The following is an 11,609-nucleotide window of genomic DNA, read 5'->3' as shown; positions in this document are numbered from 1 at the left end:
AGGTTGCACCAGTCCCGTAGGAGCGAGGCTTGCCCGCGAAAGCGATTGCCCTGACGACAGGGTCTCCGGGCCGTTGCAATCAATCCGGAATCGGCAGGCTCAGGCTCTCTTTCACCTCTTCCATCACGATATAGCTCTTGGATTCGCGCACGTGGGGCAGCTTGAGCAGGATGTCGCCCAACAGTTTGCGGTACGAGGCCATTTCGGAAATCCGCGCCTTCACCAGATAGTCGAAGTCCCCCGACACCAGGTGGCATTCCAGTACGTGCGGCAGTTTCAGCACGGCACGGCGGAACTCCTCGAAGGTGTCGCCGGACTTGTAGTCCAGGCTGATTTCGACGAACACCAGCAGGCTACCCTTGAGGTGTTGCGGGTTGAGGCGGGCGTTGTAGCCCATGATGATGCCTTCGCGCTCCAGGCGGCGGACCCGCTCGGTGCACGGCGTGGTCGACAGCCCGACCTTTTCCCCCAGCTCAGTAAAGGAGATGCGCCCATCGGCCTGCAGGATGCGCAGGATATTGCGATCGATCTTGTCCAGCTCGCGCTTCGTCTGGTGGTTGGTCCGCATAGGGGATGCGCCTCCGTGAAAAGGGTTTTTGCCGAGAATTCTCGCCAAATATAGGCGTTTATATAGTGAAAAGCACTGGTCATTGCTTTTTATACTGCGCGCATCTTCGCTCTGAATAACAAACGTCAGCGGTTATCCGCGATGAGGGATATGAAAATGCGCGTTCTGGTCTTGGGTAGCGGCGTGATCGGTACCACCAGTGCCTACTATCTGGCCCGTGCCGGTTTCGAAGTGACGGTTGTCGACCGTCAGCCGGCCGTTGCCATGGAAACCAGCTTCGCCAACGCCGGCCAGGTTTCGCCGGGTTATGCCTCGCCCTGGGCCGCGCCGGGCGTGCCGCTCAAGGCCATCAAGTGGCTGCTGCAGCGCCACGCGCCGCTGGCGATCAAGGCCACCGCCGACATCGATCAATACCTGTGGATGGCGCAGATGCTGCGCAACTGCACCGCTGCCCGCTATGCCGTGAACAAGGAGCGCATGGTCCGCCTGTCCGAGTACAGCCGCGACTGCCTCGACGAACTGCGCCTGGAGACCGGCATCGCCTATGAAGGCCGCAGCCTGGGGACCACCCAGCTGTTCCGCACCCAGGCGCAACTGGATGGCGCGGCCAAGGATATCGCCGTGCTCAAGGAGTCCGGCGTACCTTTCGAAGTGCTGGACCGCGAAGGCATCGCCCGCGTCGAGCCGGCCCTGGCCAGCGTGACCGACATCCTGGCCGGCGCCCTGCGCCTGCCGAACGACCAGACTGGCGACTGCCAGATGTTCACCACGCGCCTGGCGCAAATGTGCACCAAGCTGGGTGTGGAATTCCGCTTCGACCAGAACATCCAGCGCCTGGACTTCGCCGGCGACCGCATCAACGGCGTCTGGATCGACGGCAAGCTGGAAACCGCCGATCGCTACGTGCTGGCCCTCGGCAGCTATTCGCCGCAACTGCTCAAGCCGCTGGGCATCAAGGCCCCGGTGTACCCGCTCAAGGGTTACTCGCTGACCGTGCCGATCACCAACCCGGCCATGGCCCCGACTTCGACCATCCTCGACGAAACCTACAAGGTGGCGATCACCCGTTTCGACAACCGCATTCGCGTTGGCGGCATGGCGGAAATCGCCGGTTTTGACCTCTCGCTGAATCCGCGTCGGCGCGAAACGCTGGAGATGATCGTCAACGATCTTTATCCTCAGGGCGGCGATCTGTCCGAGGCCAGTTTCTGGACCGGCCTGCGTCCTACCACCCCGGACGGCACGCCGATCGTCGGCGCCACGCCCATGCGCAACCTGTTCTTGAACACGGGGCATGGCACGCTTGGCTGGACCATGGCTTGTGGTTCCGGTCGCCTGCTGGCTGACCTGATGGCGAAGAAAAAGCCGCAGATCAGCGCCGAAGGTCTCGATATTTCTCGTTACGGTAATTCTCAGGAGCCTGCAAAACATGTCAATCCAGCGCCAGCTCACCAATGAGCGCATGAGTCAGATCGTCGTTCACAGCGGTACCGTGTATCTGGCCGGGCAAGTCGGCGACGACCTGAACGCCGGGATTGAGCAGCAGACCCGTGAAACCCTCGCCAACATCGAGCGTTTGCTGGACCTGGCTGGCACCGACAAGTCGCGCCTGCTGTCGGTGACTATCTACCTGAAGGACATCGATGCGCACTTCGCCGGGATGAACAGCGTATGGGACCAGTGGCTGCCAAAAGGCGTCGCCCCGGCCCGTGCAACCGTCGAAGCCAAGCTCTGCGAACCGGAAATCCTGGTCGAGCTGTCCGTCGTGGCCGCTCTGCCTTAAGCAAGATCCCTCTCCCGGCGCCACCGATGGTTAACGCTGTCGGCCGGCGCCGGTTTTTTCTTCCCACATGACCGCCTAGAAGTCTGCCGCCATGCGTCCTGCCCGTGCCCTGATCGATCTTCAAGCCCTGCGTCACAACTACCAACTGGCCCGCGAAGCGTCGCCGGGCGCCCGTGCGCTCGCGGTGATCAAGGCCGATGCCTATGGCCATGGCGCGGTGCGTTGTGCCCAGGCGCTGGAAGCCGAGGCCGACGGCTTTGCCGTGGCCTGTATCGAAGAGGCCCTGGAACTGCGGGCGGCGGGGATTCGCGCGCCGATATTGCTGCTCGAAGGTTTTTTCGAGGCCGACGAGCTGGACCTGATCGTCGAGCATGATTTCTGGTGCGTGGTGCATTCGCTGTGGCAGCTGGAAGCCATCGAGCAGGCCAGCGTCGCCAAGCCGCTGACGGTATGGCTCAAGCTGGATTCGGGCATGCACCGCGTCGGCCTGCATCCCAAGGATTACCAACCGGCTTATCAACGACTGCTGGCCAGCGGCAAGGTGGCGAAGATCGTGCTGATGAGCCACTTCGCCCGCGCCGACGAGCTCAGCTGCAGCCGCAGCGACGAGCAGGTCGCGGTGTTCGAGGCGGCGCGCCAGGGCTTGTCCGCCGAGATCAGCCTGCGCAACTCGCCAGCCGTGCTCGGCTGGCCGAATATCCCCAGCGACTGGGTACGCCCCGGCATCATGCTGTATGGCTCGACCCCGTTCGAAGAGCCACATCCGCTGGCCGCGCGCCTGCAACCGGTGATGACCCTGGAATCGAAAGTGATCTGCGTGCGCGAACTGCCGCCCGGCGAACCGGTGGGGTATGGCGCCAAATTTGTCACGCCGCGGCCAATGCGGATCGGCGTGGTGGCCATGGGGTACGCCGACGGTTATCCGCGGCATGCGCCGACCGGTGCGCCGGTGCTGGTGGCGGGGCAGCGTACCCAACTGCTCGGCCGGGTCTCCATGGACATGTTGTGCATCGACCTGACCGACGTGCCAGAGGCCGGGCTGGGTTCTACCGTCGAGCTGTGGGGCAAGAACATCCTCGCCAGCGAGCTGGCGGCCGCGGCCGATACCATCCCTTACCAGCTGTTCTGCAACCTGCGCCGAGTGCCACGCGTCTATTCCGGGGACTGAACAGCGCGGCGCACTGCCGAAAGTCGCCTTGCTTCCTGGGATTGGGGCCCAAGTGTTGTAAATACTGAACGCTATCGCCATGATAACGCTCAACTAGAACAACGCCTGATCCCTAGGAGGCTGCCGCATTGGACGTCGGTGAACGACTGCAATCCATCCGTAAACTCAAAGGCCTTTCCCAGCGTGAACTCGCCAAGCGCGCGGGCGTCACCAACAGCACCATTTCGATGATCGAGAAGAACAGCGTCAGCCCCTCGATCAGTTCGCTGAGAAAGGTTCTTGGCGGCATTCCCATGTCGATGGTCGAGTTTTTTTCGGAAGAAATCCTCCAGGAAAAACCCACCCAGATCGTCTACAAAGCCAACGAGTTGATCGATATTTCCGATGGCGCGGTGACCATGAAACTGGTGGGCCGGGCGCATCCGAGCCGGGCGATCGCTTTTCTCAACGAGATCTATCCGCCGGGCGCCGACACTGGTGAAGAGATGCTCACCCACGAAGGCGAGGAAACCGGGATTCTCGTGGAAGGACGCCTGGAGCTGGTGGTGGGCCTTGAGACATTCGTGCTCGAAGCCGGCGACAGCTACTATTTCGAAAGCACCAAGCCGCACCGTTTCCGTAATCCTTTCGATGCACCCGCGCGACTAATCAGCGCAGCCACGCCCGCGAACTTCTAATAGAAGAGGCGTCCTGCAAGGATTGCAGCGGTGCCCGAAGCAGCATTTCGCCTCTCTCTAATCCCCCTTTGAATCTAGGGTTGTTTCAGAGTGGCGGGCTAACCGCTATACTTGCGCCCGCCCGCGAAACCGTGGCCGTGGGCGTGACTAGCCACCATTGAGGGTGTACGCGTGAACCTAATTATGAAAATGCTGGCTGCACCAGCAACCGTATTGGCCCTCTGGGCTGTCAGCGCTCAAGCTGCGACCAACGACGACATTGCCAAGCGCCTCGAGCCGGTTGGCCAGGTCTGCGTCCAGGGGCAGGAATGCAAGGGTATGGAAGTCGCTGTTGCCGCCGGTGGCGGTGGTGCGAAGACTCCAGACGAAGTGATTGCCAAGCATTGCAATGCTTGCCACGGTTCCGGCCTGCTGGGCGCGCCGAAAATCGGCGACGCCGCTGCCTGGAAAGAGCGCGCGGATCACCAGGGCGGTCTCGACGGCATCCTGGCCAAGGCCATTACCGGTATCAACGCGATGCCGCCTAAAGGCACCTGCGCCGATTGCTCCGACGAAGAGCTCAAGGGCGCCATCCAGAAGATGTCCGGCTTGAAATAAGCCTGTATCTTCCGCAAAAAAGCCGCTTACGAGCGGCTTTTTTCATGCCTGCGATCCGGCCGGGGCTGTTCATTGCAGCAAAGACCCGGCAAGCTCGGTCCAACCTCAATTCATGGAAGGTTCTGGAGGATCGGATGGTGCAGTCATGTTCTATCGAGCGGGCGGTCGATGAGGTCCTGGCACGCTTGCCGGCGCATATTCACATGGGCATGCCGCTGGGGCTGGGCAAACCCAACCGCTTCGCCAATGCCCTGTATCGTCGGGTTGCACAGCTGCCCGAACGCCAACTGACCATTTACACCGCCCTGAGCCTGGGCCGCCCGCCACTGGGTGATGGCTTGCAACGGCGCTTCCTCGAGCCTTTCATCGAGCAGGTCTTCGGCGACTACCCCGAGCTGGAATTCCTCGCCGACCTGCACCGCAACCAGGTGCCGGCCAATATCCATATCGAACAGTTCTTCATGCAACCCGGCAGCCTGCTCAACAGTGCAACGGCGCAGCAGGATTACGTCTGCAGCAACTACAGCCACGCCGCGCGCGACATCAATGCCGCTGGCCTGAACCTGGTCGCGCAACTGGTGGCCCGGGACCCGCAACAGGCCGACCGCCTGAGCCTGAGCTGCAACCCGGACATCACCCTCGACCTGCTGCCGATGATCGCCGAGCGACGTGCCGCCGGCGAAACCATCCTGCTGCTGGGCCAGGTGCATCGCGACCTGCCTTATATGCCGGGCGACGCCGAGATCGACGCTGTCACCTTCGACCTGCTGATCGACGAAGAGGAGGGCAGCACGCTGTTTTCCACGCCGAACATGCCGGTGGGGTTCCAGGATCATTTTATCGGCCTGCACGCCAGCACCCTGGTGCGCGACGGCGGCACCCTGCAGATCGGCATCGGCTCCATGGGCGATGCGTTGACGGCGGCGTTGCTGGCGCGCCAGGCGGACAACGACGGCTATCGGGCGCTGCTGGCGGACCTGGAGATCCAGTGCTGGAAACCGCTGATCGAGCGCGAAGGCGGGGTGGAGCCTTTCGCCAAGGGCCTGTATGGCTGCAGCGAGATGTTCGTCAACGGCCTGCTGGCCCTGGCCGATGCTGGCATTGTGCGGCGCAAGGTCTATCCCTCGGTGGCCCTGCAGCAACAGGCCAACGCCGGGACCCTGGATGAAGACCAGGCGCCGGGCGGGGTGTCGGTGCATGGTGGCTTTTTCCTCGGGCCGCGCAGTTTCTACCAGCGCCTCAGGGATCTGCCCAAGAGCAAGCTTGGCGAGTTCAACATGACCGCCATCAGCTACATCAACGAGCTGTATGGCCAGGAAGAGCTCAAGCGCCTGCAGCGCCAGGATGCGCGGTTCATCAACAGCTCGATCATGGTCACCCTGCTCGGCGCCGGGGTGGCGGATCAGCTGGAAGACGGCCGGGTGCTCAGTGGCGTCGGCGGGCAGTACAACTTTGTCGCCCAGGGCCATGCGCTGCGAGGCGCGCGCTCGATCCTGATCCTGCGCAGCTGGCGCGAGTCCGCGGGCCTGGTCAGCTCCAACATCGTCTGGGAATACGGCCACTGCACCATCCCGCGGCACCTGCGGGACATCGTGGTCACCGAGTACGGCATCGCCGATCTGCGCGGCAAGACCGATGCGAAAGTGGTCGAAGCGCTGCTCAATATCAGCGACTCGCGGTTCCAGCCGGGCCTGATCGAACAGGCGCAGAAGGCCGGCAAGCTGCCCAAGGACTTCCGCCTCGATCCGCGCTTCACCGATAACCACCCACAACGCCTATTGGCGATCCAGGCGCAGCACCGGCACCTGTTCCCGGAATATCCGCTGGGCAGCGACTTCAGCGTGGAGGAGCGGGATTTGCTGCGGGCGCTGAACTGGCTGAAGAGCAAGTTCAAGCTCAGCGAGATTCTCGAATTGGGCAAGGCCGCGCTGGATGCGCCACCACCGGAAGCCTTCCCGGCGCATCTGCAGCGGATGCAACTGGTGAAGCCCGATGGTTGGCGCGAGGAGATCTATCAGCGTTTGCTGCTGGCCGCCTTACGCGAGACAGCGCAGGCATAAGGTAGACGCCTGGCAGCGTCATCGCGGGCAAGCCTCGCTCCTACAGAAGCAGGCGGCATCTGTAGGTGCGAGACGTGCTTGCGATTGAAGAGGCAACGCCTCTTTAGATAAAGCTCACCACGCCACCGGCCAGGGACTTGACCCGGGCCAGGGATTCCACGCGATAGCCTTGCGCGTCCAGTTCGGCGCGGCCGCCCTGGAACGACTTCTCGATCACGATGCCCAGGCCGGCCACGGTGGCGCCCGCCTGCTTGATGATCGAGATCAGCGCCTGGGACGCCTTACCGTTGGCCAGGAAGTCATCGATGATCAGCACGCGGTCGCTGCTGGTCAGGTGGCGCGGGGAAATCGCCACGGTGCTTTCGGTCTGCTTGGTGAACGAATACACGGTCGCCGACAGCAGGTTCTCGGTCAGGGTCAGGGACTGGTGCTTGCGCGCGAAGATCACCGGTACGCCCAGGTTCAGGCCGGTCATGATCGCCGGAGCGATGCCCGAGGCTTCGATGGTGACGATCTTGGTGATGCCCGAGTCCTTGAACAGCGTGGCGAATTCGTCGCCGATCAGCTTCATCAAGGCCGGGTCGATCTGGTGGTTCAGAAAGGCGTCGACTTTCAGGACCTGGTCGGAAAGCACGATGCCTTCTTCGCGAATTTTCTTGTGCAGTGCTTCCATGAAGCTTTCCTCTTTTGGCGCCTTGTGCGCCTGAGCTCTGATAAAAGGTGTTCGGTTAAAAATGCTTGGGTTAAAAATGCTGCGGCCAAAAAGTGTTCAATTCTAGCGTTTTAACATCGCCCGTATATCCGCCAGCGCGTTATTGCCGCGAACGGCTTTGACCTCGGTCGGGGTGTCGTCGTTGCCTTCCCACGCCAGGTCGTCCGGCGGCAGTTCGTCGAGGAAGCGGCTGGGGGCGCAGTCGATGATTTCACCGTACTGCTTGCGCTTGGCGGCGAAGGTGAAGGCCAGGGTCTGGCGCGCGCGGGTGATGCCCACGTAGGCCAGGCGGCGTTCTTCCTCGATGGTGTCGGCTTCGATACTGGAGCGGTGGGGGAGGATTTCCTCCTCCATGCCCATGATGAACACATAGGGGAATTCCAGGCCCTTGGAGGCATGCAGGGTCATCATCTGCACGCCCTCGGCGCCGTCTTCCTCTTCCTGCTGACGCTCCAGCATGTCGCGCAACACCAGCTTGCCGATGGCGTCTTCGACGGTCATTTCGCCGTCTTCGTCTTTTTCCAGGGTGTTCTTCAGCGCCTCGATCAGGAACCACACGTTACCCATGCGGTAGTCGGCGGCCTTGTCGCTGGAGCTGTTGGTGCGCAGCCAGTTCTCGTAGTCGATGTCCATGACCATGCTGCGCAGCGCGGAGATCGGGTCTTCGCCGGCGCACTGCTCGCGCACCTTGTCCATGAAGCGCTTGAAACGCGCCAGGCGGTCGGTGAAGCGGCTGTCCAGGTGCTCGCCCAGGCCGATCTCGTCGGTGGCGGCGTACATCGATATCTTGCGTTCGGTGGCGTAGTTGCCGAGCTTTTCCAGGGTGGTCGAGCCGATTTCCCGGCGCGGCACGTTGATCACCCGCAGGAAGGCGTTGTCGTCGTCCGGGTTCACGATCAGGCGGAAGTAGGCCATCAGGTCCTTCACTTCCTGGCGCCCGAAGAAGCTGTTGCCGCCGGACAAGCGATAGGGAATCTGGTGATGCTGCAGCTTCAGCTCGATCAGCTTGGCCTGGTAGTTGCCGCGATAGAGGATCGCGAAATCGCTGTAGGGCCGGTCGGTGCGCAGGTGCAGGCTGAGGATTTCCATGGCCACCCGCTCGGCCTCGGCGTCCTCGTTGCGGCAGCGGATCACGCGGATCTCGTCGCCGTGGCCCATCTCGCTCCACAGCTGTTTCTCGAACTCGTGGGGGTTGTTGGAGATCAGCACGTTGGCGCAACGCAGGATGCGGCTGGTGGAGCGGTAGTTCTGCTCGAGCATCACCACCTTCAAGGACGGGTAGTCCTCCTTGAGCAGCATCAGGTTTTCCGGGCGGGCGCCGCGCCAGGCGTAGATCGACTGGTCGTCGTCGCCCACCACGGTGAACTGGTTGCGCTTGCCGATGAGCATTTTCACCAGCAGGTACTGGCTGGCGTTGGTGTCCTGGTATTCGTCCACCAGCAGGTAGCGCACCTTGTTCTGCCACTTCTCCAGGATGTCGGCGTGTTCCTCGAACAGCTTCACCGGCAGCAGGATCAGGTCGTCGAAGTCCACCGCATTGAACGCCTTGAGCGTGCGCTGGTAGTGGGTGTAGACGATGGCCGCGGTCTGTTCCTTGGGGTTGCGCGCGTTCTCCAGGGCCTGGGCCGGCAGGATCAGGTCGTTCTTCCAGGCGCCGATCATGTTCTTGATCTCGTCGACGCCGTCGTCGCCCGAGTATTCCTTTTGCATGATGTCGGTCATCAGGGCCTTGACGTCGGTCTCGTCGAAGATCGAGAAGCCCGGCTTGTAGCCCAGCCGTACATGCTCCTTGCGGATGATGTTCAGCCCCAGGTTGTGGAAGGTCGACACGGTCAGGCCACGGCCCTCGCCACTGCGCAGCAGGGTGCCGACCCGCTCCTTCATCTCCCGCGCGGCCTTGTTGGTGAAGGTCATGGCGACGATGTACTGCGCGCGAATGCCGCAGTTCTGGATCAGGTGGGCGATCTTGCGCGTGATTACACTGGTCTTGCCGGAGCCTGCACCGGCGAGCACCAAAAGAGGGCCGCCGACATAGTTCACGGCTTCTTGCTGCCGGGGATTGAGTCGGGACATGACGAAAAAAGGGGTCTGTAACGAAATGGGCGGGCATTTTAACAGGCTGGACGGATTCTGCTGCTCTCTCCGACTTGTGACGCAGCACGCTATCTAAATTTGCCGGTTTTGATACTTTCCCTCAGGATGCGCGCTGAATATGCGTCTAATGTTCGAGTTAGAGCGATACAAGAAACCGCGTTTGATAATCAATATCATTTGTCATTGTTTATCCACGCGTCATAATGCCCGCCGCCAACTTCTATTACAGAGTCTAGGGAGCTAGCTTGTCCAAGCCTGTCGAACCCTTGCGCTTGCTGCTGCTGGCCGAAGAGCCGGCGTGGGCAGCGTTGTTGCGCGAGTGTCTCGCTCCGTTGGGAGACTCGGTGGTGCTGATCAGTGCGCCGACCTGGGAATCTGTCAGCCGTCTGTTCGATGAGGATCGCTCTGCGATTCTGTTAACCGTTCCCCAACTGCAACCGGCTCCCGGTCGTTGCAGCCTGCCCACGGTATTGCTGCTGGAGCAGGAGCCGCTGAACACGCCAGCCGGCGCCAGCGACTGGCTGGTGAATAAAAGCCTCAGTACCGATACGGTGCGCCGTTGCCTGCGCCATGTGCGTGAGCGCGGGGTGCTGGAAAGCACCCTGTTGCGCCTGGCCGAGCAGGACCCCTTGACCGGCATCGCCAACCGCCAGGGTTTCCAGACCCTGCTGGCGGCGCGCCTGGCGGAAAACGAAGGGCGCGGACTGGCGCTGGGGCACCTGGACCTGGACAACTTCCGGCATGCCAACGATGCGTTGGGCCACCAGGCCGGCGACCGGTTGATCCTGCAAGTGGTCTCGCGGCTCAAGAGCCAACTTGAGGCCGGGGACCAGCTGGCGCGCCTGGGCAGCGACGAATTCGCCCTGCTGATCGATACCCGCCGGGCGCCGCAACGCGCCGAGTGGATGGCCGAGCGCATCGCCGAAGTCATGGCCGAACCGTACTGGATCGACGGCGAAAGCCTGCTGATCGGCTGCAGCCTGGGCATCGCCCATGCCAGGGCGAATGCCGGCGCCGACCCGCTGATGTGGCACGCGCACATCGCCATGCAGCAGGCCAAAAGCACCCAGGGCTGTACCTTTCATATCTTCAACGAACGCATCAACCGCAATGCCCGCAGCCTCGCCGACCTGGAAAGCGAGCTGCGCCGGGCCTTGCGCCGCGACGAGCTGGAGCTGCACTACCAGCCGCGCCTGAACCTGCATGACGGGCAGATCGTCGGCCTCGAAGCCCTGGTGCGCTGGCGCCATGGCGAGCGCGGGCTGTTGCCGCCGAGCGAATTCGTGCCGCTGGCCGAGCAGAGCGGCCTGATCGTGCCGCTGGGCTACTGGGTGATTTCCCGGGCGCTGCGCGACATGCAGGCCCTGCGCGAACGCGGCCTGGCGCCGCTGCACATGGCGGTCAACCTGTCGTTCCGCCAGTTCCAGGACAGCCAGCTGCTGTCGACCCTCAGCCGGCTGATTGCCGAGCGGGGTGTCGAGGCGCAATGGCTGGAGTTCGAGCTGACCGAAACCGCGGTGATGCGCCGCAGCGACCTGGTCAAGCAGACCATGGATGCGCTGGGGCGGCTGGGAGTGCGGTTTTCCCTGGACGATTTCGGCACCGGGTTCTCGTCTTTCGTGCACCTCAACAGCCTGCCGATTGCCCTGCTCAAGATCGACAAGAGCTTCGTCGGCGGCATGGAGCAGCGCGAAGAGAACCGCAAGCTGGTGCACGCCATGATCAACCTGGCTCACAACCTCCATCTCGAGGTGGTGGCCGAGGGCGTGGAAACCCCCGAGCAGCTGGCCTTGCTGCGCAGCTTTGGTTGCGATCAGGCGCAGGGCTACCTGATCAGCAAGCCGCTGCCGCTGGCGGAACTGGTGGAATACCTGACGTTCGGCGCAAGCCAGCAAGTCCTGGTCGGCGAGGTCAGCTGACGGCATCCCGCTGTAGCGGCAGGAGCCCTCG

General features: G+C 62.4%; 10 protein-coding genes. 7 read left to right on the top strand and 3 right to left on the bottom strand.

Annotated features, from left to right (window positions below):
- Positions 1-79: 79 nt before the first annotated feature.
- Complete coding sequence (locus PVZ80_RS11940) at positions 80-568, bottom strand: Lrp/AsnC ligand binding domain-containing protein (protein ID WP_007932443.1); 489 nt, start codon at positions 566-568, stop codon at positions 80-82.
- Positions 569-724: 156 nt separating this feature from the next.
- Between PVZ80_RS11940 and dadA the strand changes: the two genes are divergently transcribed.
- The 6 genes from dadA to PVZ80_RS11910 all read left to right on the top strand — a co-directional run bounded on the left by dadA (position 725) and on the right by PVZ80_RS11910 (position 6,853).
- Positions 725-2,026, top strand: coding sequence for a D-amino acid dehydrogenase (gene dadA / locus PVZ80_RS11935; protein WP_009051552.1), 1,302 nt, complete (start codon positions 725-727; stop codon positions 2,024-2,026).
- Complete coding sequence (locus tag PVZ80_RS11930; protein ID WP_009046176.1) at positions 1,998-2,351, top strand: RidA family protein; 354 nt, start codon at positions 1,998-2,000, stop codon at positions 2,349-2,351. The genes dadA and PVZ80_RS11930 overlap by 29 nt, the downstream gene beginning before the upstream one ends.
- A gap of 91 nt (positions 2,352-2,442) precedes the next feature.
- Positions 2,443-3,519: an alanine racemase gene (alr, locus tag PVZ80_RS11925; RefSeq protein WP_028683655.1), complete on the top strand. Its 1,077-nt coding sequence runs from the start codon at positions 2,443-2,445 to the stop codon at positions 3,517-3,519.
- Between the two features lie 128 nt (positions 3,520-3,647).
- Positions 3,648-4,196, top strand: coding sequence for a cupin domain-containing protein (locus tag PVZ80_RS11920; RefSeq protein WP_007932420.1), 549 nt, complete (start codon positions 3,648-3,650; stop codon positions 4,194-4,196).
- Between the two features lie 183 nt (positions 4,197-4,379).
- Positions 4,380-4,793 carry a c-type cytochrome gene (locus tag PVZ80_RS11915; RefSeq protein WP_009046174.1) on the top strand — a complete coding sequence of 138 codons (414 nt, stop codon included), beginning with the start codon at positions 4,380-4,382 and terminating at the stop codon, positions 4,791-4,793.
- A 134-nt stretch (positions 4,794-4,927) separates the two neighbouring features.
- On the top strand, positions 4,928-6,853 hold the full coding sequence (locus tag PVZ80_RS11910; protein ID WP_009051550.1) for an acetyl-CoA hydrolase/transferase C-terminal domain-containing protein: 1,926 nt from the start codon (positions 4,928-4,930) through the stop codon (positions 6,851-6,853).
- A gap of 103 nt (positions 6,854-6,956) precedes the next feature.
- On the opposite strand, the gene PVZ80_RS11905 is transcribed toward PVZ80_RS11910, so the two are convergent.
- Together PVZ80_RS11905 and rep are read right to left on the bottom strand one after the other, a co-directional pair.
- Positions 6,957-7,526, bottom strand: a complete 570-nt coding sequence (locus PVZ80_RS11905) for a xanthine phosphoribosyltransferase (protein ID WP_009051549.1) — start codon at positions 7,524-7,526, stop codon at positions 6,957-6,959.
- A gap of 102 nt (positions 7,527-7,628) precedes the next feature.
- Positions 7,629-9,638, bottom strand: a complete 2,010-nt coding sequence (gene rep / locus PVZ80_RS11900; RefSeq protein ID WP_009046172.1) for a DNA helicase Rep — start codon at positions 9,636-9,638, stop codon at positions 7,629-7,631.
- 266 nt (positions 9,639-9,904) lie between these two features.
- Between rep and PVZ80_RS11895 the strand changes: the two genes are divergently transcribed.
- A complete protein-coding gene (locus PVZ80_RS11895) occupies positions 9,905-11,578 on the top strand; it encodes a putative bifunctional diguanylate cyclase/phosphodiesterase (protein WP_028683656.1) in 1,674 nt (557 codons plus the stop codon).
- The last annotated feature ends 31 nt before the right edge of the window (positions 11,579-11,609 follow it).

It is taken from the genome of Pseudomonas sp. B3G-3 (assembly GCF_028640915.1).
GTDB classification, from domain to species: Bacteria; Pseudomonadota; Gammaproteobacteria; order Pseudomonadales; family Pseudomonadaceae; genus Aquipseudomonas; species Aquipseudomonas chlororaphis_I.
This window is presented reverse-complemented; position numbering and strand designations above follow the sequence as displayed.